At 63.4% G+C, this 25,377-nt stretch carries 27 protein-coding genes and 1 tRNA gene; 10 read left to right on the forward strand and 18 right to left on the reverse strand.

All coding sequences use genetic code 11. From position 1 onward, the window contains the following. Positions 1-29 precede the first annotated feature (29 nt). From M1L53_RS11675 to M1L53_RS11685, 3 genes are read right to left on the reverse strand one after another with little or no spacing between them, the layout of a single operon-like run. A complete protein-coding gene (locus M1L53_RS11675; protein ID WP_050654583.1) occupies positions 30-656 on the reverse strand; it encodes an LUD domain-containing protein in 627 nt (208 codons plus the stop codon). Next, a complete protein-coding gene (locus tag M1L53_RS11680) occupies positions 653-2,173 on the reverse strand; it encodes a LutB/LldF family L-lactate oxidation iron-sulfur protein (protein ID WP_047272064.1) in 1,521 nt (506 codons plus the stop codon). The genes M1L53_RS11675 and M1L53_RS11680 overlap by 4 nt, the downstream gene beginning before the upstream one ends. Next, complete coding sequence (locus M1L53_RS11685; RefSeq protein ID WP_054188419.1) at positions 2,170-2,919, reverse strand: (Fe-S)-binding protein; 750 nt, start codon at positions 2,917-2,919, stop codon at positions 2,170-2,172. Before M1L53_RS11685 ends, M1L53_RS11680 begins: the two co-directional genes overlap by 4 nt. A 98-nt stretch (positions 2,920-3,017) precedes the next feature. On the opposite strand from M1L53_RS11685, the gene M1L53_RS11690 reads away from it, so the two are divergent. Then, positions 3,018-3,728 (forward strand): FadR/GntR family transcriptional regulator, encoded by a 711-nt coding sequence (locus M1L53_RS11690; protein WP_030536564.1) that lies wholly within the window; start codon positions 3,018-3,020, stop codon positions 3,726-3,728. Between the two features lie 53 nt (positions 3,729-3,781). Beyond that, positions 3,782-3,855, forward strand: a tRNA-Met gene (locus M1L53_RS11695). Between the two features lie 97 nt (positions 3,856-3,952). Here M1L53_RS11695 and M1L53_RS11700 read toward each other — a convergent pair. Genes M1L53_RS11700 through M1L53_RS11735 form a run of 8 tightly spaced genes read right to left on the reverse strand, consistent with a single transcriptional unit; the run spans position 3,953 to position 10,928 of the window. After that, positions 3,953-4,579: a TenA family protein gene (locus M1L53_RS11700; protein WP_042446961.1), complete on the reverse strand. Its 627-nt coding sequence runs from the start codon at positions 4,577-4,579 to the stop codon at positions 3,953-3,955. Next, the gene (locus M1L53_RS11705) at positions 4,576-5,328 is read right to left on the reverse strand and encodes a glutamine amidotransferase (RefSeq protein WP_003939869.1); all 753 of its coding nucleotides are present in this window, start codon (positions 5,326-5,328) and stop codon (positions 4,576-4,578) included. Before M1L53_RS11705 ends, M1L53_RS11700 begins: the two co-directional genes overlap by 4 nt. Further along, entirely contained in the window at positions 5,321-6,412 is a 1,092-nt protein-coding gene (locus tag M1L53_RS11710) for a phosphotriesterase (RefSeq protein ID WP_228232250.1), read from the reverse strand. The genes M1L53_RS11705 and M1L53_RS11710 overlap by 8 nt, the downstream gene beginning before the upstream one ends. Next, positions 6,367-7,410, reverse strand: coding sequence for an ABC transporter permease (locus M1L53_RS11715; RefSeq protein WP_003939698.1), 1,044 nt, complete (start codon positions 7,408-7,410; stop codon positions 6,367-6,369). The genes M1L53_RS11710 and M1L53_RS11715 overlap by 46 nt, the downstream gene beginning before the upstream one ends. Continuing rightward, positions 7,407-8,177 (reverse strand): ATP-binding cassette domain-containing protein, encoded by a 771-nt coding sequence (locus tag M1L53_RS11720; protein ID WP_003939830.1) that lies wholly within the window; start codon positions 8,175-8,177, stop codon positions 7,407-7,409. Before M1L53_RS11720 ends, M1L53_RS11715 begins: the two co-directional genes overlap by 4 nt. Before the next feature lie 2 nt (positions 8,178-8,179). Continuing rightward, a complete protein-coding gene (locus M1L53_RS11725) occupies positions 8,180-9,187 on the reverse strand; it encodes a substrate-binding domain-containing protein (protein ID WP_019745494.1) in 1,008 nt (335 codons plus the stop codon). Then, a complete protein-coding gene (locus M1L53_RS11730) occupies positions 9,184-10,083 on the reverse strand; it encodes a carbohydrate kinase family protein (protein ID WP_054188420.1) in 900 nt (299 codons plus the stop codon). Before M1L53_RS11730 ends, M1L53_RS11725 begins: the two co-directional genes overlap by 4 nt. Positions 10,084-10,085: 2 nt before the next feature. Then, on the reverse strand, positions 10,086-10,928 hold the full coding sequence (locus M1L53_RS11735) for a BtpA/SgcQ family protein (protein ID WP_054188421.1): 843 nt from the start codon (positions 10,926-10,928) through the stop codon (positions 10,086-10,088). A gap of 234 nt (positions 10,929-11,162) precedes the next feature. Between M1L53_RS11735 and M1L53_RS11740 the strand changes: the two genes are divergently transcribed. Continuing rightward, the gene (locus tag M1L53_RS11740) at positions 11,163-12,188 is read left to right on the forward strand and encodes a LacI family DNA-binding transcriptional regulator (RefSeq protein WP_042446970.1); all 1,026 of its coding nucleotides are present in this window, start codon (positions 11,163-11,165) and stop codon (positions 12,186-12,188) included. Here M1L53_RS11740 and M1L53_RS11745 read toward each other — a convergent pair. From M1L53_RS11745 to M1L53_RS11760, 4 genes are all read right to left on the reverse strand, one after another. Next, positions 12,149-13,231 (reverse strand): M20/M25/M40 family metallo-hydrolase, encoded by a 1,083-nt coding sequence (locus tag M1L53_RS11745; RefSeq protein WP_030536559.1) that lies wholly within the window; start codon positions 13,229-13,231, stop codon positions 12,149-12,151. The genes M1L53_RS11740 and M1L53_RS11745 overlap by 40 nt on opposite strands. Before the next feature lie 26 nt (positions 13,232-13,257). Next, the gene (locus M1L53_RS11750; RefSeq protein ID WP_047272058.1) at positions 13,258-13,875 is read right to left on the reverse strand and encodes a sortase domain-bontaining protein; all 618 of its coding nucleotides are present in this window, start codon (positions 13,873-13,875) and stop codon (positions 13,258-13,260) included. After that, on the reverse strand, positions 13,847-15,544 hold the full coding sequence (locus tag M1L53_RS11755) for a hypothetical protein (RefSeq protein WP_030536557.1): 1,698 nt from the start codon (positions 15,542-15,544) through the stop codon (positions 13,847-13,849). Before M1L53_RS11755 ends, M1L53_RS11750 begins: the two co-directional genes overlap by 29 nt. A gap of 133 nt (positions 15,545-15,677) precedes the next feature. Continuing rightward, positions 15,678-16,250: a peroxidase-related enzyme gene (locus tag M1L53_RS11760; RefSeq protein ID WP_054188422.1), complete on the reverse strand. Its 573-nt coding sequence runs from the start codon at positions 16,248-16,250 to the stop codon at positions 15,678-15,680. A gap of 154 nt (positions 16,251-16,404) precedes the next feature. On the opposite strand from M1L53_RS11760, the gene M1L53_RS11765 reads away from it, so the two are divergent. Continuing rightward, a complete protein-coding gene (locus M1L53_RS11765; protein ID WP_054188423.1) occupies positions 16,405-17,283 on the forward strand; it encodes an AraC family transcriptional regulator in 879 nt (292 codons plus the stop codon). A gap of 63 nt (positions 17,284-17,346) precedes the next feature. On the opposite strand, the gene M1L53_RS11770 is transcribed toward M1L53_RS11765, so the two are convergent. Both M1L53_RS11770 and M1L53_RS11775 read right to left on the reverse strand, forming a co-directional pair. Beyond that, on the reverse strand, positions 17,347-17,994 hold the full coding sequence (locus M1L53_RS11770) for a CoA transferase subunit B (RefSeq protein ID WP_054188424.1): 648 nt from the start codon (positions 17,992-17,994) through the stop codon (positions 17,347-17,349). Continuing rightward, positions 17,991-18,737, reverse strand: coding sequence for a CoA transferase subunit A (locus tag M1L53_RS11775; protein WP_030536554.1), 747 nt, complete (start codon positions 18,735-18,737; stop codon positions 17,991-17,993). The genes M1L53_RS11770 and M1L53_RS11775 overlap by 4 nt, the downstream gene beginning before the upstream one ends. Positions 18,738-18,908: 171 nt before the next feature. On the opposite strand from M1L53_RS11775, the gene pcaH reads away from it, so the two are divergent. The 6 genes from pcaH to M1L53_RS11805 are packed head-to-tail and all read left to right on the forward strand — an operon-like array spanning position 18,909 to position 24,837. After that, on the forward strand, positions 18,909-19,628 hold the full coding sequence (gene pcaH, locus M1L53_RS11780) for a protocatechuate 3,4-dioxygenase subunit beta (RefSeq protein ID WP_007730015.1): 720 nt from the start codon (positions 18,909-18,911) through the stop codon (positions 19,626-19,628). Then, positions 19,621-20,262, forward strand: a complete 642-nt coding sequence (pcaG, locus tag M1L53_RS11785) for a protocatechuate 3,4-dioxygenase subunit alpha (protein WP_030536553.1) — start codon at positions 19,621-19,623, stop codon at positions 20,260-20,262. Before pcaH ends, pcaG begins: the two co-directional genes overlap by 8 nt. Before the next feature lie 11 nt (positions 20,263-20,273). Then, entirely contained in the window at positions 20,274-21,602 is a 1,329-nt protein-coding gene (gene pcaB, locus M1L53_RS11790; protein WP_054188425.1) for a 3-carboxy-cis,cis-muconate cycloisomerase, read from the forward strand. Continuing rightward, complete coding sequence (gene pcaD, locus M1L53_RS11795) at positions 21,599-22,780, forward strand: 3-oxoadipate enol-lactonase (RefSeq protein WP_054188426.1); 1,182 nt, start codon at positions 21,599-21,601, stop codon at positions 22,778-22,780. The genes pcaB and pcaD overlap by 4 nt, the downstream gene beginning before the upstream one ends. After that, positions 22,777-23,601, forward strand: a complete 825-nt coding sequence (locus M1L53_RS11800) for an IclR family transcriptional regulator C-terminal domain-containing protein (protein ID WP_054188427.1) — start codon at positions 22,777-22,779, stop codon at positions 23,599-23,601. The genes pcaD and M1L53_RS11800 overlap by 4 nt, the downstream gene beginning before the upstream one ends. A 24-nt stretch (positions 23,602-23,625) precedes the next feature. Further along, positions 23,626-24,837: an acetyl-CoA C-acetyltransferase gene (locus tag M1L53_RS11805; RefSeq protein WP_030536550.1), complete on the forward strand. Its 1,212-nt coding sequence runs from the start codon at positions 23,626-23,628 to the stop codon at positions 24,835-24,837. Here M1L53_RS11805 and M1L53_RS11810 read toward each other — a convergent pair whose 3' ends face one another. Next, positions 24,838-25,377: a MarR family winged helix-turn-helix transcriptional regulator gene (locus M1L53_RS11810; RefSeq protein WP_099698127.1), complete on the reverse strand. Its 540-nt coding sequence runs from the start codon at positions 25,375-25,377 to the stop codon at positions 24,838-24,840.

The raw sequence follows: 25,377 nt of genomic DNA on the forward strand, positions 1-25,377 counted from the left end.
GCTGCCTCCGAGTTCCCGCTCGACGGGAATCAACCGTCGACGATGACGACGTGAAGATTCCTCGGACCATGGACACCTTCGACGCGCTCGAGTTCGATGTCGGAGGTCGCCGACGGGCCGCTGATCATGGTGGTGGGGCGCTCCGGTGTCAGCTTCGCAATCGCCTCCGGCACTCCCACTTCCACACTGCTGCGATACACGACGCAGATGTGTGTGTCCGGTACCAGTGTCAACGCACGGCGTCCCTGTGATGGACCGGCGTCGAGGAAGATGGTGCCGGTTTCGGCGCACGATACCTTCGAGCCGGTGACAACGGCGTCGAGGTTCTCGAGTTCAGGAGCCGGTACGTCCGGGCTGTCCACCACCAGCGTTCCGTCGAATCCGGCTACCCATGATCGGTCGAGGCCGGCGGGGATCCCCAGAGTGTGTAGTCCGCGCCCTTTCAGTATTCCGGCGACGGCCTCGGCGATTTCTGTTGCAGCGCAATGGTGAACGTGCGCCTTGTAGTCCACCAGACGGTCGACGAACAAATCGATGAGTTCCTCGTCGGACATGGTTCTGCCAGTCCGGTAGTTTCGCGGTATCTCGCCTTCGCGGGCGGGCGCCAAGGTGATGGCATCACGAATGCGTCCGAGCACCACTTCACGTGAATTCATCTGTCCGCCTTCCCGTCACGACGAGCCTCGTCCAATGCCGCGCGGCCTTCGTCGGAGTCCCACCAGGATCGGAAGGTCTGCTTGGGCGGTGCGGGAATGTCTCTGGCAGCTGTCCAACCGTTCAATGGAGGTGGCAACGTAGAGATCTTCCCTTTCCTGCCGGCCACGACGCGTCCGAGCCCGGCAGCTTTCTGAGCCAACGTCCACCGGCCCTCGGTCGACATCGCCAGAGAGGCGGCTTTCATCGCCAAAGACTCTGCCGTGACACCGGATTGCTCGACCTTCTGGTGCCGCAATTCGACGAGCAGCGAGGGTATGTCGATCTTGACCGGGCAGGCGTCGAAGCACGCACCGCACAGACTCGAGGCAAAGGGAAGCGTCGAGTTGGGATCGTCTTTGCCATGCATGCCCGCGAGCTGCGGAGTCAGCACCGCGCCGATCGGTCCCGGATAGGTCGATCCGTAGGCGTGACCGCCGGTGCGCTCGTAGACCGGGCACACGTTCAGACACGCCGAGCACCGTATGCAGCTCAGGGCTTCCCTCCCGATCTTGTCGGCAAGCGCGGCAGTCCGACCGTTGTCGAGGAGGACCAGGTGGAACTCCTGTGGACCGTCGTCGGGCGTGACGCCGGTCCACATGGAGGTGTACGGGTTCATCCGCTCCCCCGTCGAGGACCGCGGCAGCAGTTGCAGGAAGACCTCCAGATCCTGATACGTCGGCAGAATCTTCTCGATGCCCATCACGGTGATCAGTGTTTTCGGCAGCGTCAGGCACATTCGCCCGTTGCCCTCCGACTCCACGACGGTCAGAGTGCCCGTGTCCGCGATGCCGAAATTGGCGCCGGAGACGGCGACCGGCGTCGTCATGAACTTGTGGCGTAAGAACTTTCGTGCAGCTGCGGCAAGTTCGGCCGGGTTCTCCCCGAGGTTCGGATCGACATCTGGCATCTCACGAAGGAATATCTCCCGAATCTCGGACCTGTTGCGATGGATCGCGGGAACCAGGATGTGCGACGGTTTGTCGTGGCCGAGTTGGACGATCAATTCCGCGAGATCGGTCTCGTAGGCGGTGATTCCGTGGGCTTCGAGATGCTCGTTGAGACCGATCTCCTGCGTGGCCATCGACTTGACCTTGATGACCTCGTCGGAGCCGGTGGCTTTGACAAGTTCGGTCACAATGGCGTTGGCCTCGTTGGCATCCGCCGCCCAATGCACATGCCCACCGCGCGCGATGACTGCAGCCTCGAACTGTTCGAGCAGTTCCGGCAACCGCGCCATGACGTCGGCCTTGATCGCCGAACCCGCGTCACGCAGCTCTTCCCAATCGGGCAGCTCTCCAGTCACGTTGATGCGCTTGGCACGGATGGTGTGCGTCGCCTTGCCGATATTGCGTCGCAGTTGCGCGTTGGCCAGCTCGTGATGTGCTGCGACGGGGAATTTCTCAGTACCTCGCAGGAACCCTGCACCCTCGGGCGACCTCGGCGGGAAGCTGGGCAGACCCAGCGTCACAGCGCTCATGCGTGCACCCGGCTTTCCACCGACGCCAGAATCTCCGCGAGGTGAATGGTCTTGGCGCCCATCTGCAGTCGTGACATACCGCCGCCGATGTGCATGAGGCAGGACGAGTCTCCGGCGCTGCAGAATTCGGCGCCGGTGTCCGCAACGTGGCGAATCTTGTCCGCCAGCATGGCCGTCGAAGTCTCCGCATTCTTGATGGCGAAGGTGCCGCCGAATCCACAGCAGGAATCTGCTTCGGGGAGTTCGACCAGATCGATGTCGCGGACGTTGCGCAGCAACTGAAGTGGCTTGTCCCCCAACCTCAACATGCGCAGTGAGTGACAGGTCGGGTGATAGGTGACCCGGTGCGGGAAGTACGCGCCCACATCGGTGACCCCGAGAACGTCCACGAGGAATTCGGAAAGCTCGTACGTCTTTGCCTTCACGGTCTGCACCTGTCCACACAGCGACGCGGTGCCGTAGCGCTCGGCGACGATCTCGTGTTGATGACGGACCGAACCGACGCACGACCCCGATGGTGCGACAACCGCGTCGATCGACGCATCACCGAAGGTGTCGGCGTAGTTCGCGACCAGCGGTAGTGCGCCCGGCTGATAGCCGGTATTGACGTGCATCTGCCCGCAGCAGGTCTGCCCGGACGGAAACACGACGTCGTGCCCGAGACGGGTGAGCAGGAGGGCGGTGGCCTTGACGGCGTCGGGAAACATCGTGTCCCCGATGCAGGTGGCGAACAGCGCTACTCGCATGTGGTTCCCCGCAATCTGTCGGTGTGGTCTGACCACAGTAATACATCCCCGTACAGGCCACCCCATAAACGGCGTCCACCCGGTTATGCTCTTGCCTCATGCCGACCGAGCCGAGCCCGCGAGCGTGGGAACAAGTACTGAGCCACCTCGAACGTCGGCTCGTTTCAGGCGAGGTGTCTCCTGGCCAGCGCCTGCCGGGAGAGAGAATTCTGGCAGCAGAGTTGGGCGTCGGACGGTCATCGGTCCGAGAAGCGTTGCGGGTCATGGAAGCACTCGGCCTCCTCAAGGCGCAGACTGGCTCCGGCCCGACGTCCGGCGCGATGATCGTAGCCAAACCGACCGGCGGTATGACCATGCTGATGCGGATGCAGGTTGCAGCACAAGGCTTTCCGGTCTCGGATGTGGTGAAGACACGACTCGTTCTCGAATCCGAGGTGATGCAATCCCTGGCATCGCGGACTCCGACGCCCGACCTCCGCGCGGCCGTCGAACTGCTCGACTCGATGGAGGACGCAGCTCTCTCGGCCGAGGAATTCTTGCTACTCGACGCACAGTTCCACGTGGCGCTCGCCGACGCGGCGGGCAATCAGGTGATCGCAGCCATGATGACCGGCCTGCGCGAGTCCATCGAGGCCTACGTTCTCGCGGGCGTCCAGATCGACAGCTGGCCGAGCACCTGCATGCGACTGCGTGACGAACACCGAGGATTGGTGGATGCGGTCAACGCGGGTGACGGCGAACTCGCACGTCAGCGCATAGTCGGACACATCCGCGGTTACTACTCGGAAAGCGCGCACTCCAGCCGGTGACAGGGGGTGGTAATTGCGCCTCCAGAAGTCGTGTACTGTTGGTTTCACACCGACGCGGGGTGGAGCAGCTCGGTAGCTCGCTGGGCTCATAACCCAGAGGTCGCAGGTTCAAATCCTGTCCCCGCTACAAAGAAGAGGCCCGTAGGTTGCGAAAGCGACCTACGGGCCTTTTGCTGTGCGCCTTTATTAACCGCCGGGGGTTAATAAAGGCGCACAGCAGTTCCTCACACCACCACGTTGTGAAAATCGATCTCTGCGACCAGCATGCCGGAGAACCACCGATCCAGGTCCTCGTCGGTGACGGACTCGGGCATGGCGTCCACCTCGCACGCCAGCACCGCCACCTGAGACACGAACGGCGGAGCGACATGCATGTCCACCCAGTCCTGCAACGCTGGTTCGCGATCTACCTTCACTGCCGCCGCCTCCCGGCACCACGACAGATACAGGGTTTCCGCGGCGTACATGCCCACCAGCGCCGCCGCCCTGCCCTCTTCGCGAGCGAGGGCCAAGGCGTGCGTGGACAGCACGGCCGACTCCTCGACCAGCGCCGCTGCGTCACCCTCGTACGGGAAGCGGGAACGCAACTGCGCGAAATACTCGCGCTGCTCGCCCACCAGGTTCGACATCGACGTCACGTGGTCGAGCGCGTCGTCGAGCGTCGGGGATTCGGCGACCACCAACCCCAACACCTTGACGGCCGTCAGTACGAATGCCTCTTCGATCACGAGGTACCGGCGGAATCCCTCATCACTCAACGTCCCGCCGATGGTGTCCTCGATGAATGGAACCGCCCGCGCGGCAGCGAGATTACTCTGCTGCCGCGCGAGCAGGTCTGAGGAGCGACTCATTCGCCGGCGACCCAACTGATCAAGCCGTCGAACAGGTCGGTGTATCCGGGCCACTGCTCACAGAACTCCGGCGGAGCCCAGTGCGGCGAGCAGTCCGAGGTGAAGACGATCGACCGTCCGGCGCCGTATTCACCGGCAGCGACAAGCGGGTCGCCGTTGATGGTGGCGGGAACCACGGCACCGTCCTTCGCGACGACGCGGTTGTATCCCAGGAGCGCCGGCCAGGAATCGCCGGCACCACCGAGAGCCGGGTGAGCAGCATCGACGACGGTGGGGACGATCCCGGCCGGTGTCTCGACGCGATCGTCCTCGGCCAGCATCGTCACGGGCAGTACCTCGGCGATCGCGGTCTGGCGGAAAGCTGCTCGCGCCTGGAACCCGGAGAACGAGAGGTAACCACCGATCATCATCAGTGAGCCGCCGGCGTTCACCCAGTCACGAAGCGCGACAAGGCGATCCTCGCCGGCGCGGAACTGGTCGAACACGCCGGGAGCCAGCTGCAGCGAGTTCGCTCCGATGTCGGAGAGAACGACGACGTCGAACTGCGACAGTGCTTCTGCGGTACCGGGGAACTGCGTCGGCACCAGGTGTGCGGGCATGTGTGTCACGTCGTGGCCACGTGAGGTGAGCGCATCCCGAAGCGGGCCGACTCCCTCGACGTAGGAATGGACACTGAACTCGTCGACGCCCTTGACGTGCGTCGACGTCGTCATCCAGCTCTCGCCGGCGATCAGTACTCGTTTACCCATGACTGCTTCTGTTTCCTTTCGCGGCCTGCTCGAAGAGCGACCTCGGGTTGTCTCGCATCAATGCGGACACTTGCTGGGGATCTACGCCTGCGCGCACCAATCGGGCGGCGAAGGCGAGTGGTACGTAGGAGAATCCGTTTCCGCCGTGCTTTCTGAGCATTGATTTGAGGAAGAGGTCGTGACTGAGCAGGAGCTGTGATGCGTGACCGGAGGTGACCAATCCGGCTACCGCAGTGGCTGTTTCCGCCGGATGCGGAGAAAGACCCTCGCCGGGGAAATCGAAAGGCATCCCGATCATGTCGAACTCGAGAAAGACACCGCGGTCGGCGAGCGATCGTTGGTAGTCGGCGTCGTGTCCGGACGGGTCCATGTGGCACAGGACCACTGCTTGCGGATCGACGCCCATCTCGTCGACCACGATGTCGACGACGTGATGTCCCACGCGCTGCCAGCCCGGAAGGTGGACGAACAGGGGCACGTCCACCTCGCGCTGGGCGATGCATGCCGCCCGCAACGCTTTCGCCTCGTTCTGAGTGAAGAGCGGGGAGACTCCGATCTCCCCGATCACGCCAGGAGCCAATTCCTTTGCCGGATCGAACTCCTCGACGAGCGAACCTGCCAGATCGTCGACACCGAGTTCGTGGACCTCGACCGGATGGGTCGTCTCGAGGTACCACCCTGAACCCATGATCACTCGCACGTCTGACTTTCGCGAGAACTCCGCCAGCTTCTCCGGTGCCCGGCCCAGTCCCGGCGGTGTCAGATCGACGATCGTCCGACCACCGAGGCGGGCGAAGTCCGCAAGGTCTTCCACCACGGCCGATCCGTCGTCGACTCGACAATTGTCGAGACTGTAATACGGATTGTCGTGAAGAAGCCAGGCATCCTCGGCGCGTACCGGACCGGCCAACCGCTGTGCCACAACCGGATCCGGGGCCTCGGTGTACGCACCGGTGACGTCGTTGTGCAGATGTTCGTGTGGGAGAACCAGTCCGAGTTCCGAGCTGTCCACGGTTCCCGTGACAGTACGAACCTTGCTCATGAGCGTGCAGGCCCCGACGGTGCGGACTGCAGGTGTCGCCACAGCGCGCTCAGTGTATGTCCGCGCATGTTGATCCAGATGGCCAGTAGCAGAACGACACCGGTGATGATCGGCGTCAGGAACGGGCTCACGCCGAGCAGGGTCAATCCGTTGGCGATGATTCCGGTCAGGACGGCGCCGATGACGGTACCGATCACGGTGCCGCGACCGCCGAAGAGATTGGTGCCACCGAGAACCACCGCGGTGATCACGGTGAGCTCGAATCCCGTTGCGGAGTTGGCCGAACCCGAGCCCAGTCGAGCCGCGATCAGCAGTCCCGCGATACCGGCAGCCAAGCCGGTGAAGACGAGCGTCATCATGAGCACACGACGCGTGTTGACGCCGGACCGTCGCACGGATTCGACGTTGGAGCCGATACCGGTGACATAGCGCCCGAAGCGCATGCGGTTGAGCGCAATTGCTCCGATGACCACGACGACGAGAGCAATCCAGGCGCTGGCGGAGAACCCGAGGAACTCAGCAGTTCCGAGCTTCGCGAAGTAGGTGTCGGCCGGAACCGGAACGGAGAATCCTTCGGTCCGATACAGCGCGATACCGCGAATGACGGACATCGTCGCCAGGGTCACGATGAACGGCGGAATACCCTGATAGGCAGCGAGCCATCCGTTGACCAGGCCCCAGGCCGCACCCATCACCGGGGCGGCGACGAAGACCAGGGACGAATCGACGCCGGCCTGGATAAGCTCGGCACTCATCGCCGCGACGAACGCGACGATCGCACCGACGGACAGGTCGATCTGACCTGCCGTGATCACGAAAGTCATCGCCACCGCGATGATCAGAACCGGAGCGATCTGGGTTGCCAGGTTCGACAGGTTCGTAAATGTCAGGAACGACGACGTGGTCGCCGAGAAGACGGCTGCGACAGCAACTGTCACCGCCAGCATCGCGAGGGTGGGCTTGTTGACGCTGTCCCACAAGGAGGGTTTCGCGGCGAGCTTGCGCTCGATCGGCGCCTGGGTCTTCTCGAGAGTGGTCATGCCGTGGCTCCCTGTGTTGCTGCCGATGTCCGTTGCGGCACCGGAGTTCGAGTGATGAGTCCGACGAGGGACTCGATGTTGAGGTCGCCGATCGGAACGTCGTCGACACTCTGCCCCTCGTACATGACCGTGATTCGGTCACACACGCGGAACAGGTCCTGCAGGCGGTGTGTCACGAGAATGACGCCCACGCCGGCCGCTGCGACGTCCGTGATCAGCTTGAGCACCGACTCGACCTCGGCGACGGCAAGCGCTGCGGTGGGCTCGTCGAGGATCAGTACGTCTGGGCGGAAGGAGACTGCGCGGGCGATCGCGACGGTTTGCCGCTGTCCGCCGGACAGTTGCCCGATCTCCTGGTAGGTCGACTTCACCTTGACATGCAGGTCGGCAAGAATGTGAGCCGCCTTCTCGTGCATGGCATGCCGGTCGAGGAAGGGGCCTTTTCGCGGTTCTCTGCCGAGGAACAGGTTGCTGGCGACGTCCAGCGTGTCGCACAGAGCCAGATCCTGGTAGACGATTCCGATCTTTTTCTGCTGCGCGTCGAGAGGCGTCGAAAAGCGCACTGGTTCACCGTTGACGCGCATTTCGCCGCCGTCGTGCTGAACCGCACCGGCGAGAATCTTCATCAGAGTGGACTTACCGGCGCCGTTGTCGCCGACCACTCCGAGTACTTCACCCTTCGCCAGCCGAAGGTCCACTCCTTGAAGGGACTTCACCGGTCCGTACGACTTGGTGATGCCCGAGAGTTCGATCAGTGGAGGTGCCATGATTACTTCTCCAAGTAGTACATGTAGTCGGCCACGTTCTCCGGGGTCACGATCTGGGTGGGAACCGGGATGTTTGCCGGAGCGCCGCGTCCGCAAGCCAGGTCGATTGCCGAATTCATTGCCTCATGGCCGAATTCGAAGGTGTTCTGCTGGACCACGCCTTTAAGCCAACCGGCTTTGAGTCCGCCTACCGCCTGATCCGAAAGATCCCAACCGACTGCTTCGATGCGATCCTGCGCCTTCTGACTGTTGACCGCCGCGACGAGACCGATCAGTGCCGGCTCACCGGTTGCGTAGACGTACTTCATGTCGCCACCGCCGGTCAGCAGGTTCTCCGCCGCGGTCTGTGCGTTCTCCTGAATGTTACGTCCGTCCACGACGGTGCCGACGGTCATTCCGCGGCCGGTCACGGTCTCCGTGAAGCCCTTCTGCCGCTCCAACTGAACAGTGCTGTTGAGCGCGCCGACGATACCGACCGTTCCGGTGTTGTTCGCGACGTCGGCCAAGGTGTTTCCGATCTTGGCACCACCCTCGGCGTTGGCCGTACCGACCTGAGTCGACAGTGCCGGATCGTCGATGGTCGCGTCCACCGCGACGACGGGGATGCCCGCGTTCTTGGCCTTGACCACCGACGGCTTGATTCCGTCCGTGTCGATTGCATCGACGATGATCGCGTCGACTCCGGCGGCAATCAGATTGTCGAAGGCGTTGGCCTGCGCGACGGAATCGTCGTTGCCGCTGATGATCTGCAGGTCGACGCCTGCCTTGTCCGCGACGTTCTTCGCGGCATTGTTGATCTGGTTGAAGTACAGCGCCTGGAGGTTGATGGTCACCAGACCGACCTTGAGCTTGCCGTTCGTCCCGTCACAGCTTTCGGCGACCCGGGTCGGCTGCGGGATGGACGAGCCCCCCGATGCGTCCTTCGAGTCACTCGACGAAGCCGAGTCACAAGCGGTGAGCGTGAGCGCGACTGCAGCTCCCAGCGCCAGAGGCAATGCACGTTTCATCATCGAGTCTCCAAAAGGGTGTGAGGGGTCAATGTTGCTGTGAAGCTGTCCAATTCATCTCGGGTGGGGCATCCGCGGGGGCCTGCGGTGGCGCAAGCCAATGCAGCCGATGCCCCGGCGAGTCGTGCGGCGTCCACCGGTGAGCGCCCGGCGTCGACAAAAGCGATGTACGTACCGCCGAAGCAATCACCGGCCCCGACTGCATCGACGACGTCGACCACTACTGCCGGTTCGCTCGTCACCTCGCCGTCCGGTGTGGCCAGTGTCCAACCTCGCGAGCCGTCGGTCACCAGCAGGTGGGTGTGGTGCTCGGCGGCCAGAGTCTGCCACTGGTCGAATCCGATCCCGAACTCGCCTTCCCACAGGGCACGCCCTACGACGACGTGGTCGGCCAGAGCGAACGCGCGCAGTGCCGCGGCTTTGTTTTCACAACCGTCCAGATCGATTACCAGACTTACGCTTCCCGGTAATTCATCCGGGAGGAAGGGCGCACGGTATCCGTCGAGGAACAGTCGTCCACCGCCGGCAGCGGCCAATCGGGTGACGACAACTCCGATGCGTTCGGCATCGTTCGGGTCGTCCTGGCTGATGATGGAGCGATCGCCGTCCTGCGCGATGAGAACAACTGCCGTCGACAGGAACGCATCTCGCGGCGACCAACTGGTGTCGACGCCGTCTGCCTCGAGGGATTCGAGAAACTCGGTGGACCGCGCGTCCGGGCCCACGGCACCGGCAAAGATCACTTGCGCGCCCATTCTGGCCGCGGATACCGCAGCATTTGCATTCATTCCACCGTCGATCTGACTGATGGCCGTTGCCTGGACGCGCTCACCGAGTACCGGTACGTGTGGGACATGTACCGTCACATCGTTGTTGGCGTATCCACAAAATACAATCATGGTTACTTTCCTGCGGCCCGGGACAGTTCGCGGGCCTTCTCGCCTGCGACCCGTCCCCACCAGCGTCCATTGTCCTTCACCGAGGATGCAACTATCGCGCCGTCGCATTCCTTCATCAGCGCTGCGACATTGGCAGCCGTGATGCCGGAGCCGATGATCACCGGAAGAACGGTGTTGTCTCGGATCACGGAAACCTCGTCGACCGAAGCGGCGTCACCGGTGCGCGAACCCGTCGCGATCAGAACATCTGCGTCGAAGAACTCGGCGTCTTCGGTCTGTTCCGCGACAGTGCGGTCCGCGACAATGGCATGCGCACCGTGTTTGACGTGCACGTCAGCGAAGATCCGGACCGGGTCGGCGCCGATGCGATGGCGGAAGCGCGTCGTCTTGGCGGCCTGGCCCTCGATGAAGCCCTCATTGGCAATGTAGGCATTTGCCCACTGATTGACGCGCACAAAACTCGCGCCTGCCGCCCACGCTGCGGCCACTCCGCACTCGCCGGCGTTGGACAGGATGCTGACGCCGACGGCCTTGCCGAACTCGCCGACCACCGCTGCCGTGATGACTCCCATGCTCGCGGCGGTTTCGTATCCGTGTTCGCCGGGCTTGAGGAACGGTATGTCCCAGTGATTTTCGACGATCACACCGTCGAAACCGTTGTCGACATACGCGTGTGCTTCCTCGACGGCGAAGCGAGCAATTTCCGAAACCGGCTGCCCGGTGTAGTGCGGGCTGCCCGGCAGGGCCGGGAGGTGAATGGCCCCGATGAGAGATGGCGTGCCAGTGAACATCTCTGCCAGCGCCGAGGGCTTGGGCGGAAAGACTCCGAGCGGTGATGCGGTCACTTCAGCTACCCCATTCCATGCGCAAGATTTGCGCTGTATGTCCATGCACAAGATCTGCACACGATGTAATCGATTGCCTTGATGAATTAGCAGGTTATGCGATCAACACCGGGTTGTGTCAAGGATTTCACAATTCGAATTTGTAAACGATTGCCTCAATCGCGTTACATGCGGGACACTGGACCGTGCGGTTCGATAACCTCGGACCCGAATCGAGCAGAAAACGGGGGACGCATGCGCAAGGCGACCATTCGCGATGTCGCGGAACTGGCCGGGGTGTCGACGGCCACCGTGTCGCGGGCACTGTCCGGATCCCGCCCTGTCTCGGACGAGCTTGCAGCGACGATCAAACGAGCCGCGGATTCTCTCGGATACTCGGGAAACATCATCGCCAGCTCACTGCGTCGTAATCGGACGGACACTGTCGGAATGGTGGTTCCGAGTATCGCGAACCCCTTCTTCACTTCGCTGGTGGTCAACGTCGAACACGTCCTCGCTCGGCGCGGCCTACAACTGTTCCTGTGCGATTCTCGTTCCGATCCCGACGTGGAAGCGCAGCGGCTCAAGTCGCTCGTCTCCCGGCAAGTGGACGGAATCATCATCAGCCCGTGCCACGGCGAACTGAGTGCCGAGGCCGTCCGAGCCAGCGCGGCAACGCTTCCGGTCGTTCAACTGGACCGGTTTGCAATGGATACCCAGACGGACTGGGTCGGCGTCGACGACGACGCCGCTCAATCCCTGGTGATGGAGCATCTGTCGGAGCGTGGCGCGCAATCAGCTGCCTTCATCAGTTCCGAGCTGACCAATTCGTCAACAGAACTTCGCCGGGCCGGCTTCTTCCGCCACGCGGATCGAATGGGCATCGAAACTCGTGACGAGTGGACACAACTCGGCGAGTATTCGATCGAGTGGGGGCGCACGGCATCCAACATCATCCTGACCGGCAAAACTCGCCCCGACGCCCTGGTCTGCGCCGACGACTTGATCGCACTCGGCGTGTTGCAGACCTGTCACGCATTGGGCATCGACGTTCCCGGCGACGTTCTGGTCACCGGTTTCGACAACATCCCGTTCTCTGAATTGTGCAACCCTCCGTTGACCACCGTCGGGCAGCCGCAGGAAAGAATCGCGGAAGAAGCTGTGCGACTTCTGGATCAGGCGATGAACAACTCTTCCGAGTCGACAGCCCACATCGCGCTTGCTCCTGAACTGATTGTCCGTCAGTCCACCGTCGGCCAAGCGGCGGCAACCGCACCGTAAGCAGCGATCGCATCGTCCAGTTCGGAGACCTTGACGCTTTCGTTGGCCGCATGCATCAGCGAGGGAGTGCCAGGGCCCCAGATCACGACGGGAGCACCAGGGGCGGCGGCGGCCAGTACCGAAGCGTCGGTGAAGTACGAAACCGGTTCGGTTGCAACAGGGATAGGCAGGGTGGCCAACCACGGGTCCGACGCGTCGGTACGCACACCTCCCAGATGAATCGACGTCTCCACCGAGTCGACTTCTGGTTGGGCTCGCCACCACGCGAGCAGGTCGGCGCCGTCTCCCACCGTGCGGTGATCGATCACCGCACGTGCACTGTCCGGCACGATGTTCGGAGCCGAACCCCCGCCGACCAAGCCGAGGTTCCAGGTTTCGGCACCCAGAAACGCGTCGGACGACAGCGGAAGCTCACGCCGGGCTCGGTCGACGACGTCAAGCAGTTTGAGGACGGCGTTGGTTCCTCGCTGCGGTGTACTCCCGTGCGCGGCTTTTCCTTTGACGGACACTTCGAGCCACAGTGCGCCGCGGTGCCCCAGGTTGATGCGATTGCCGGTCGCCTCGGGAACGATGACGGCCCCGACCTCGAGATTCGCAACGGCGTCGGCCGAACGAACAGCCCCGAGCGATCCGATTTCCTCGTCGCTCGTCAGCAACAGCGCGACCGGGACTCCACGTTCGAAAGCGTCGACAACCGCGGCAGTAGCGGCAACAAGGCCGGCCTTCATATCCGATGTCCCTCTGCCGAGGAACAATTCGCCGTCGACCTGTGCGGCATACGGATCGAACTCCCAGTCGGAGACAGTGCCCACCGGCACCGTGTCCACGTGGCAGGCGAACAGGAGTCTGGCTGCCGAGGGTGCAGCTTCGTTGGTGATCAAGGCCCAGGGATGATTGCCGGTCAGGTCTGACTCCACCTTCGCCTGTGGCGCACGTGAGAGAACCAACGAGACAATCGAATCCATCGCCCGCTGTTGAGGAGCGGACTCCCCCGAGACCGTGTCGAGAGCTACCAGTTCCGAGAGAAGTCCGAGGGAATCCATGTACCTATTCTTGCACTGCCACGGATTCAGTGCGCTGCCAGCTGGGCGATGACAACGTAATTGTCGTCGGTCGACTCTCCTTCGACGACATCACAATTGGCGAGGATCAGCCGTCCCGGAACCGATTCGCGCAACTCGTGAGCGCCCAGCAGCGAACCTTTGTGCAGCGGCCCGACTGTTTCGACGTCGTACTCGAGTGTGCCGTTCGGTGTACCCAGGAGAATTCGATCGCCCGGCTCCACTACCCGGAGCGCCCGGAACGGTGCTTCGCGAGTGGTGTAGTTGTGGCCGACCACGACAACTGTTTGTGTGGTCGACGTTCCCGGCATTCCGCTTTCACCCCACCACACCGGCAGTTCGTCGACGGGATTCAGTTGCTGCCCACTCTCGCCGCCGCGCATCAGTTTCTCCGAGTGCAACGGACTGCTCAGGTACGTGACCCCGGACGCAGACCTCAACTCGATCCTCTCGGGTTCTGCCGGATCGACGGTCACCGAAGCCGGTGCAGCCGCGATATGCGACTGCACCGGCGAGCGGTCAGGTAGCGATCCCGCGTTCTCGCCCGAACATCCGGATACGAGGAGGGCGAGGATCGCTACCGCCGAGAGACCGAGGCTACGCAGACGTGTTGCCCGGGCCGTCATGACGCTTGCGACGAACAACCACCGTCGTAGCTGCTGCGGCGGCAGCGCCCACGACTCCGACGCCGATCAATACAGCCGGCAGGTTGGAGTTGCTGCTACCGCTGGTGCTGCTGCTTGCGGTGTCACCGAGAGCAAGGTCGACCGGGGGCAGGCTTCCGGCGAGCGCCGGATCGCCGTCGGCATCGGTGACGTAGTAGTCGACGACGTCGAAGGCTCCCTTGTTGTTGTAGTAGCCGACCAGCTTGACGCCGGTCTTGTTCACTACAGCGGTGGTCTCGTCGACCTTCGTGACCCCGGAGCCGTCGTCGGTGTGCTCACCGATGATCACTTCACCGCCGACGCCTGTTCCGTTGTCGATCTCCTTCTCGCCCTTTGCCTTGAGCTCGTCGACGATCTTCTGCGCTGCATCCGCTTCGGCCTTTGCGGCGGCTGCGGCGGCCTGAGCTTCCTTTGCCTTTGCTGCTGCGGCGTCGGCCGCCGCCTTCGCGTCTTCGGCGGCCAGGTAGAGATCCTGCGCCTTCTTACTCGCGGCTTCGGCAGCTTCGGCCTTCTTGGCGGCTTCGGCAGCCTTTTCGTCGGCGATTGCTCGCTTGTCGGTGGCCGCCTCCCCTGCAGCATCGGCCTCGGCCTGGGCCGTCTCCGCGGCCTTCTGCGCAGCGTCGGCATCCTTCAGCGCGGAAGCCGCAGTAGCCGCCGCTTCATCTGCGGCCTTACGGGCGGCGGTAGCAGCTTCTACCTCGGTGGCAGCTGCGGACTCGGCTGCCTTGGCCGTGGTTTCAGCGGCGGTGGCCACCTTCTGAGTTTCCTTGACGGTGATCGCGAGCTGCTTGGCATTCCATGCTGCGGCCAACGCCTGAGCCTTAGCGACGGCTGCCTTCGCGAAATCCCAGTTCTTGAAGGCTTCCTCGGCTTCCTTGTTCTTGTCCGCTACCAGTTTGGCGTTTGCATCCGCGGCAGCCTTCGCCTCATCGGCCTTGGCCTGCAGAGCATTAGCCTCGGCGCGCGCCTTTGCTGCCTCTTCGGTCTTGGGCCCCGAACCGGCGGCCTTCGCAGCCTCCTCGAGTTCAGCAGCCTTGGCTGCGGCCGCGTCGGCTTCTGCCTGAGCTGTTTTTGCTACCTCTTTCGCATCGGCCGCCGCGGACTCCGCAACCTTGGCTGCCTCTTCGGCTTCCTTGGCAGACTGTTCCGCGGCCCCGGCCTCCGCCTTGGCCTTGGTCGATTCGACCGCCGCCTTGGTTGCCTCGACGCTCGCCTGGGTCATTGCCTCGGTCGCCTTCACCGAAGTGTCTGTCGCTGCGGACGAGTCGACCCCTGCCGTCGCGGCTGCTTCGGCGGCCTTCGCTGCCGCGTCGGCAGCTGCCTTGGCTTTTGCTTCGGCTTCCGCCAGTGCTGCAGCGTCCGTACCAGCGGTTTCGGCACTGCCCGTGCCCGCGACCCCGGCTTCAACCTTCTCCGGCGTGGTCTCGGTGCTCGTCGCCGCGTCGGCGTCGGTGGTGGCAGCTGCCTCTTCCTCGGCGCAGGTCACCAGCGGATCAGCGCTCGGGGTACACACGGTTTCCGGCTCTGCCGATGCAATTCCCGTGCCGCCCACCGCCAATCCGAGAGCTAGTACGGCACCGGCGGCCGCAGAGCGGACCCTCCGAGAATGGGCGATGGACTTCTCCGACATAGCGCTCAACCTTTCGGCCTTCTTTACGAAGACGGCAATTCCGGCGTGGACAGCCTTTACTTCGTCGGCTGACTTCCAGACGTTACGACCGGTCGGTTCGAAAAATTGAGAGCTGCTGCGCTAACCGCAGGAATCAGGACCGCGGAACGCGCCCCATCAGGTAGAACTCCGGATTGGGCAGCATGCCGGAGAAGCTCGCCATGCGATTGCTGAGCCCGAAGAATGCAGTGATCGCGGCGATGTCCCACGCGTCCTCGTCGCCGAAGCCGTGCACACGGAGGGCGTCGAAGTCGGCGTCGGCGATTTCGTGTGAGGCGGAGTTCACCTTGGTGGCGAAGTCGAGCATCGCGCGCTGACGATCGGAGATCTCTGCGGTGCGATAGTTGACCGCAACCTGGTCGGCAACCAACGGCTTCTTCTCGTAGATACGCAGAATTGCGCCGTGCGCGACAACGCAGTACGTACATTTGTTGGCCGCAGAGATCGTGGTGACGATCATTTCTCGATCACCCTTGGTGAGTTCGGAATCTTCCTTGAGCATGATCGCGTCGTGGTATGCGAAGAATGCCCGGAACTCGGCTGGGCGCCGAGCGAACATCAGGAAGACGTTGGGCACGAACCCCGACTTCTCCTGGATCTCGAGAATCTTGGCGGCGATGTCCTCGGGCACCTCGGTCAATTCAGCCTGCGGAAAACGGGTGCTCACTGTGCCTCCTGGTCAACCATCGATGTTCGATTCAAGATAATGATGATTAACTGAGTTGTCCAGATGCATTTCCTGCCCTACTTTTTCGGGCACGGATAGTCGGGTACGGCCCAAGTGATCTGCGTAGCGTGAAACCCGTGAACAGGAAGACACGATGATCGACGGACTGAACCGCGCGCTCGACTACATCGAAAGCAATCTGAGCGGCGAGATCGAGACAGCCGAGATGGCAAGGCTGGCAACCACCTCGGAGTATCACTTTCGGAGGATGTTCTCGGCCCTGGCCGGCATTCCCGTATCCGAATACATCCGTCGACGTCGACTCACCCTGGCCGGTGCCGAGTTGTCCGTCAGCAGATCAGGAGTGTTGGAGACCGCCGTGAAGTACGGCTACTCGTCCGCGGAGGCCTTCACACGAGCGTTCACCGCATTTCACGGCGTGAGCCCCGGCGCGGTCAAACGCGCTCCCGCCGTTCTCAAATCCCAACAGAAACTTGTCATTCACGTGACACTGGAAGGAGCCACACCGATGGACTACATGCTTGTGGACAAACCTGCCCTGACGGTAGTCGGGTTCAAGACCCGGGTTCCATTGGTTCACGAAGGTCCCAATTCTGCGATCGAAGATTTCACCCGCTCCGTGGACAAGGTTGCGTTGCGAGGGTTGCGCGAGCTCTCCGATCAGGACCCGGCGGGAATCGTCAGTGTCGTCGACAATTTGGCGCATCCCAGAACCGAAGGCACAGAACTGGATTACTACCTGGGAGTGGTCACCGGCAAACCTTCACCCACGGGTTTCGATGCGCTGACGGTCGACGCACACACGTGGGCCGTCTTCACCGCCGACGGGTCGGAAATCGAATCTGTGCAGTATTTGTGGCGAGATATCTACACGGAATGGTTCCCTGCCAACCCTTTTCGCTCCGTACCTGGTCCCGAGATCATGCGTACCGAATACAACGACGATTTCACCGTCGCACGGTTCGAGCTCTGGATTCCGGTCGAGAGCGAGCTGAACGACGTCGGGGCGTAAAACAGCCGCCGGGTCGGATGGAAGTCACGACCCGGCGGCTGAGCCATCAGATGAAACATACTGTCAAAGAATCAGTTTCGCTCCGGTAGCGGCAACCACGTCGTCGACGCTGATGCCCGGCGCCGTCTCCACCAGGCGGAGACCGTCGTCAGTCACGTCGATCACGGCCATGTCGGTGATGATTCGCTGGACGCAGCCCTTACCGGTCAGCGGAAGCGAGCACTCCTCGACGATCTTGTGCTCACCCTTCTTCGAGACGTGCTCCATCATCACGATGACGCGCTTTGCGCCGTGGACCAGATCCATCGCGCCGCCCATGCCTTTGACCATGTGGCCGGGGATCATCCAGTTCGCGAGGTCTCCGGTGGCACTGACCTGCATGGCACCGAGCACGGCAACGTCGACCTGGCCGCCGCGGATCATGCCGAACGACGCTGAGGAGTCGAAGAACGACGCACCGGGGAGAACGGTGATGGTCTCCTTGCCCGCATTGATCAGCTCGGGATCGAGTTCGTCCTCGGTCGGGTACGGCCCCACGCCCAGAACGCCGTTCTCCGAGTGCAATACAACGGTGATATGGGTCGGGAGGTAGTTCGGAACCAGCGTCGGCATACCGATGCCGAGGTTCACGTACTGCCCGTCCTCGAGTTCGCGCGCGACGCGGGCCGCCATCTCTTCGCGAGTGAGTTTGGTGGGTAGTACAGAAGTCATGCTCGTACCGTCCGATTCTCGATGCCGACCGTCACGGGGCCGACGTGGACAACACGCTGAACGTGAATGCCCGGCGTGTGGATCTCGGCGGGGTCGAGCTCACCCGGCTCTACGAGGTGCTCGACCTGCGCAATGGTGATGCGCCCCGACGTTGCTGCAGCCGGATTGAAGTTCTGGGTACTCGCGCGGTAGACGAGGTTGCCATGCCGGTCACCTTTCCAGGCATGGACCAGTGCATAGTCGGCGACGATGCCGCGCTCCATCACGTAGGTGACGCCGTCGAAGTCACGAGTTTCCTTGGGCGGACTGGCAACTGCGATGCCGCCGCTGCCGTCGTAACGCAGTGGCAGGCCGCCGTCGGCGACCTGGGTGCCGACGCCGGCAGGGGTGAAGAACGCGGGGATGCCCGCTCCCCCGGCGCGCATGCGCTCGGCGAGCGTGCCCTGCGGCGTGAGTTCGACTTCCAGCTCACCGGAAAGGTACTGACGCGCGAACTCCTTGTTGGAGCCGACGTACGAGCTGACAGTACGACGGATACGCCCCTTCTCCAGAAGCACTCCGAGCCCGAACCCGTCGGTGCCGCAGTTGTTGCTCACCGTTTCGAGTGATGTCGCGCCCTGCTCGAGGAGCGCATCGATGAGGATTTCCGGCACTCCGACGAGCCCGAAACCTCCGACAGCGATCGTGACGCCGTCCGGCACGTCGGCGACGGCCTCGGCAGCAGTGGGAATGACTTTGTCCATCATGTCGATCACAGTAGCGCGACCCGTACGTATTGTGAACCCCCGTCCGCATAACGAACATTTCTCGCCCCCGGCATTGCCTGGGTCACATCCACGAACTATTCTGTTCGCAGAGCGCAACACATGTACACATTGCGAACACCTTCACGTAACCGAACGACGAGGTTCCCTATGCTGCATCTACCGCCGAGGTACCAGCGGCCGACTGGCGTCAACGCCCCGGCCGATTTCGCGGACTACAAGACCACTTCTCTTCGCCACCCGAAGCAACCGCTGAAGCTGCTCCCCCAGCGCCTCACGGAGCTCACCGGGCCGGTATTCGGCGAAGATCGCGTCGGCGCCGGCGAAAACGACCTGACCATTGCCAACGGCGGCGAAGCACAGGGACAGCGCATCGTCGTTCACGGCCGCGTACTCGACGGCGACGGAAAACCCGTCCCCCACACACTGCTCGAGGTGTGGCAGGCCAACGCCGGTGGACGCTACCGCCACACCGGCGACAACTGGCCCGCGCCGCTGGATCCGTTCTTCAACGGCCTGGGTCGCTGCGTCACCGACGCGAACGGCCACTACAGCTTCACCACGATCAAGCCGGGCGCCTACCCGTGGATGAACCACGACAACGCCTGGCGACCGGCACACATCCATTTCTCGCTGTTCGGCACGGCATTCACGCAGCGCCTCGTGACGCAGATGTACTTCCCCGACGATCCGATGTTCTTCCAGGACCCGATCTACAACGCGGTACCCGAAGCAGCACGTCACCGCATGGTCAGCGTCTTCGACTACGACGCCACAGTCCCCAACTGGGCTCTCGGGTTCCGCTTCGACATCGTCCTGCGCGGCCGTAACGCCTCCGTATTCGAGAACGAGGAAGACCACGATGACTGATCACACCGCGAAGCCCGCACCCACTTATCCGGTCGTCCCCGGCGACTTCACCACTGCCCCCTTCGGGGTCACGCCCTCTCAGACCGTCGGGCCGTACTGGCACATCGGCCTCCCCTGGACGGACGGCCCCGACGCTGCCCCGAGCGATACCCCCGGACGAATCACGCTGGCCATCACGGTGATCGACGGCGCCCGTACACCCGTCGCGGACGCGATGATCGAAACATGGCAGGCCGATACGCTCGGACGCTTCAACCATCCGGACGATCCCCGTGGCGCAGTGGAGCTCACTCCGGCTGGTTTTCGCGGATTCGCCCGCAGCGCAGCGGATCCCACGGGCACTGCATTGGTCCACACTGTCAAGCCCGGTGCGCAGCCCACTGAAACGGATGCGGACGAGGCCCCACACGTGAACGTGTCGGTCTTCGCTCGCGGCATGCTCGACCGCCTGGTCACCCGCTTGTACTTCCCCGAAGACGCCGACGCACACGCAACAGATCCGGTGCTGTCCTCACTGAGCGAAACCGAACGCGCGAAGCTGGTTGCAACCAAGGTCGACGGTGGGTACTCCTGGACGGTCTATGTTCAGGACGAGGACGCGAATGGCGTCGAGACGCCCTTCTTCGAGCTGTAAGAGGAGTACACATGCCCACTCGCGGCGCACTGTTCGATCCGGTGTTCGGGGCCACCCGAGTAGCGGAACACCTGTCCGACCAGGCGTGGGTCACCGCGTTGCTCGACGTGGAAGCCGCGCTGAGTTGTGCGATGGCCACAGTCGGGTTGGCGGACGGGGAACATTGCGCCGCGGTGGCTGCTGCTGCGGCCGAACTCTCACAACCGGGTGGTCTGGACATCGTGGCGCTCGGCCGGGCGTCGGCCGCCGGCGGAAATCCCGTCATTCCGCTGGTGAAGATGCTGCGCGAAAGGGTGGGACAGGAAGGTGTGCCTGCCTCCGTGGTGCACCCGGGCGCCACCAGTCAGGACATCATGGACTGTGCGCTGATGCTGTTGACGCGACGCGCGGGCGCGGTGGTTCTGGCCGACCTGACCCGCGCCGCCGATTCCGCCGCCCACCTCGCCCGCATCCATCGCTCTACTCCGATGGTCGCGAGAACCCTGGGACAACAAGCACTTCCGACCACCTTCGGGCTACTGGCATCGAGTTGGTTCACCGCACTCGATGCCGCCGCGATTCGCCTCGAGATCGTATTGTCCACGTTGCCGGTTCAGTTCGGCGGCGCCGCAGGCACACTCGCTGCGTTGTATCCCGACGGGCTCAGGATCGCCGATGCACTGGCAGACGAACTCGGCCTGGCCAGGCAGGTTGCTCCCTGGCACACCGACCGCGTGACTATCGCAGAACTCGCGACCACACTCGGTATCGTCGCCGGCGCCGTTTCCAAGCCCGCCACCGACATCACCGTCATGGCGTCCACCGAACTGTCCGAGGTTGCCGAGAGCGCTCCGGGCGGCTCATCGGCCATGCCGCACAAGCAGAATCCGGTTGCCGCGATCACCGCCCGCGCGGCAGCGCGACGTGCTCCCGCGCTGGTGGCCACAGCCCTGTCGAACATGGATCACGAATTCGCTCGCGCCGCAGGCCCCTGGCACGCCGAGTGGGAAACCGTCACCGATCTCCTGCGTCTGGCAGGCGGAGCGGCGCACCAGCTTTCCGTGAGCCTCACCGGCCTGCAAGTACACACCGAGTCGATGGCTCGCAATCTCGACATCACCGGTGGCCTGATTCTCGCCGAGCGTGTCACCAAGGCCCTGTCCGCACACACTGATCGAGCACGCGACATCGTCACCGCGGCAGCCACTTCCGGAATCAGGTTGGATCGTGATCCCGCCATCGCCGCGCACCTGAGCGAAACCGAGATCGCCGAACTACTCGACCCCGCACACTATCTGGGCCACGCCACCGATCTGGTCGACCGCGCCCTCGCCGAACGCCCTACAGGAGGATCTCGATGAGCGTCGCGCTCAACTTTCAACAGACCGGCAATCTCGATGCCCCGGCAGTGGTTCTCCTGGGTTCACTCGGATCCGATCTGTCCATGTGGCAGCCGCAGATTCACGCGCTGTCGAATCGCTACCGCGTCATCGCCGTCGACCATCGCGGCCACGGCAAGTCACCGGTGCCTGCGGGCCCCTACTCCATTGCCGATCTTGCCGGCGATGTCATCGCTCTCCTCGATTCGCTCGAACTCGAGTCCGTACATCTCGTCGGGCTCTCCCTCGGCGGCGCTGTCAGCCAGTGGATCGCCGCTCACCACCCCACTCGCGTCGAGACGTTGACCTTGATGTGCACGTCCTCGCAGTTCGCCCCGGCTCAGCCGTGGATCGATCGTGCTCGGGCTGTCCGTGCGGACGGTATCGCGTCAATCGCGGCCGCCGTCGTCGGACGCTGGTTCACGCCGGGTCTGGCCGACAACGATCCGGAACTAGTTGCCCGCCACGTCGCAATGGTCAAAGCCACACCCGACGAGGGCTATGCCGCCTGCTGCGAGGCGCTTTCGGTATGGGACGGCCGCGCCGACCTGGCCCGCATCGTCGCTCCGACGCTCCTCATCGCTGGCGAGCAGGATCCGGCGACGCCTCCGGCGACGTTGAGCGCGATCGCCGACGGCATCGCCGACGCGGTACTGCACGTCGTTGATCCCGGCGCACACCTCGCCAGCGTCGAACAGGCCGGGCGCGTCACCAAACTACTTGCAACGCATATTGCCTCGCACACATCTGCGCTCGCCCAACGTAGCGCCGCGGTGTCGGCCGGCATGACCATACGACGCCAGGTGCTCGGCGACGCCCACGTCGACCGTTCCATTGCCGGTGCCACCGAGTTCACCGCCCCTTTCCAGGACTTCATCACTCGCACGGCGTGGGGTGACATCTGGTCGCGCCCCGGCCTCGATCACCACACCCGCAGGCTCCTCACTCTCGCGATCCTCACTGCCGTCGGCAACGAACACGAACTCGACATGCACATTCGCGCTGCGCTGCGCGCCGGGATCGATCCCGACGAGCTCGTGGAAGTATTTCTCCATACCGCGGTCTATGCGGGTGTGCCGAACAGCAACTTGGCTTTTGCGCTGGGAAAGCAAGCACTCGCGGACCTCTCGGCCGAACCTGAGGAGAACGAGACAACATGAGTGAGAACAGCAGCGAGCAGGCGCCGGGACCGTCCCCGGACTACGTGCAGTCGCTGGCCCGTGGGCTTTCCGTCATCAAGGCTTTCGACGGTGAGCACCCGCGTCGCACCCTCAGCGAGGTTGCCCGGCACACCGATCTCACGCGTGCGACTGCTCGCCGCTTCCTACTCACGCTCGTCGAACTCGAATACGTACGTACTGACGGTTCGGTGTTCTGGTTGACGCCCCGTGTCCTCGAACTCGGCTACAGCTACCTCTCCAGTCTGTCCCTTCCCGAGATCGCCGGGCCGCATCTGGAAGCCTTGTCCGCCAAGGTCCGTGAATCCACGTCCGTGTCGATCCTCGACGGTGACGACGTCGTGTACGTGGCTCGTGTTCCGGTCAGCCGCATCATGACGGTTTCCATCACCATCGGCACGCGCTTTCCCGCGTACGCCACATCCATGGGTAGGGTTCTGCTCGCCGGCTTGCCGGACGACGCACTGGACGCCTACCTCGCCCGAGTGTCCTTCGCCCGCCTGACCGGCAAGACCATCTCCACCGCCGACGGACTGCGTGCCGAACTCGAGAAGATTCGCGCCGACGGGTTCGCGATTGTCGATCAGGAACTCGAAGAGGGTCTGCGCTCGCTCGCCGCACCCATCCGGGACGCGACCGGTGACGTGGTCGCGGCCGTCAACATCTCCACCCAAGCCGCCCGCTACAACGCCGAAGCTGTTCGCGGTGAACTGGTTCCGGCCGCAGTCGCCACTGCGGACGCCATCTCCGTCGATCTCGGACGTACTCAGTCGTCCAACAATCACTCGGCTGCCACCCGCTGACCGAGCAGACCCAAGGAAGAACCAATGCCTGACGTTGTCATCTGTGAACCGCTCCGTACCCCTGTCGGCCGCTTCGGCGGTGTCTTCCGTGACGTAGCCCCGGAAGATCTCGCCTCGACGCTGATCACCGAACTCGTCACGCGTACCGGCATTTCCGGCGCGGAGATCGACGACGTCATTCTCGGCCAGGCTTCGCCGAACGGTGAGGCTCCGGCGATCGGACGCATCGCGGCGCTCAACGCGGGTCTGGGCATCGATGTTCCCGGCATGCAGGTGGATCGCCGGTGCGGGTCGGGATTACAGGCAGTCATCCAGGCCGTCATGCAGGTTCAGTCCGGTGGCAGTGACCTGGTCCTCGCGGGCGGTGCCGAGTCGATGAGCCAGGCCGAGTTCTACGCAACCGGAATGCGTTGGGGCGTCAAGGGTGAAGGAGTTGCGCTCAGCGATCGTCTCGCGCGCGCCCGCGTCACAGCCGGCGGACGTGACTTCCCGGTTCCCGGCGGAATGATCGAAACGGCAGAGAACCTGCGCGCCGAGTTCTCCATCAGCCGCGAGGATCAAGATGCACTCGCGGTTCAGTCCCATCAGCGTGCAGTCGCAGCACAGAAGAACGGCGTCTTCGCCGAAGAAATCGTTCCGGTATCCGTTCCGCAGCGCAAGGGCGAGGCCCTGCTCGTCGACACCGACGAGCATCCACGCGCCGACACCTCGATGGAATCGCTTGCGCGCCTTCGTCCCATGCGCGCAAAGATCGACCCCGACTCCACCGTGACTGCAGGTAATGCCAGCGGTCAGAACGACGGCGCAGCACTGGCGATCGTCACCACCGCCGACAAAGCTCGTACCCTCGGACTGCGACCGCTCGCACGCCTCGCGAGTTGGAGCGTTGCGGGCGTTCCGCCGCGCACCATGGGCATCGGCCCCGTACCGGCGTCGGAGAAGGCACTCGGCCGCCTCGGATTGACCCTGGCGGACATGGACGTCATCGAACTCAACGAAGCCTTTGCGGCACAAGCCCTTGCAGTCCTGCAGAGTTGGAATCTCGAGGCCGACGACCCACGCATCAACCCCAACGGCTCCGGCATCTCCCTCGGACATCCGGTCGGAGCTACGGGTGGACGAATCCTGGCCACCCTGTTGCGCGAGATGGACCGTCGCGAAGCGCGTTACGGCCTCGAGACGATGTGCATCGGCGGCGGGCAGGGCCTGGCTGCGGTCTTCGAGCGCCTGTCCTGATCAAGCCCCGACGTGCGCGACGCCGGAGTCACCGAGTTCGCCGCGTAGGCCGTCGAGAAAGACACGCAGCAGTTCGGTGAGTTCGGCCTGCTGCTGCTCGGTGAGAATCGACGTCAGTTCGGCTTCACGGCCGAGAACTCGGTCCACCAATTGCTCCACCAGCTCGTGACCGGCGGCAGTGAGGGTCACGAGCACTATTCGTGACCCTTGCGCGGCGGAGGACCTCTCCACCAGACCCGCGTTCTCCGCGCGTGCGAGTCGCTGCGAGATCGCACCGGCCGTGACTCCGGTCTGCTCGGTGATCTGGCGAGTCGTCAACTGATACGGCTCGCCGGATCGCCGCAGGACACTGAGTAGGTCCAGCGTGGCTGTGTCCGCACCGGCCGAGGCGAGTACCCGTCGGCGATCCTCACCGAGCAGCTTGGCGCACATCCACAGCCTGGTGACGATGCCGATACCCTCCACGGGCGTGCCCGGCCTTTCGCGAAGCCACGCCAAGGCAACCGCGTCCACCGCGTCGTCCGGGTTGTAGTCGCCCAC

Origin of the sequence: Rhodococcus sp. T9N (assembly GCF_024436645.1) — a bacterium.
GTDB classification, from domain to species: Bacteria; Actinomycetota; Actinomycetes; order Mycobacteriales; family Mycobacteriaceae; genus Rhodococcus_F; species Rhodococcus_F qingshengii.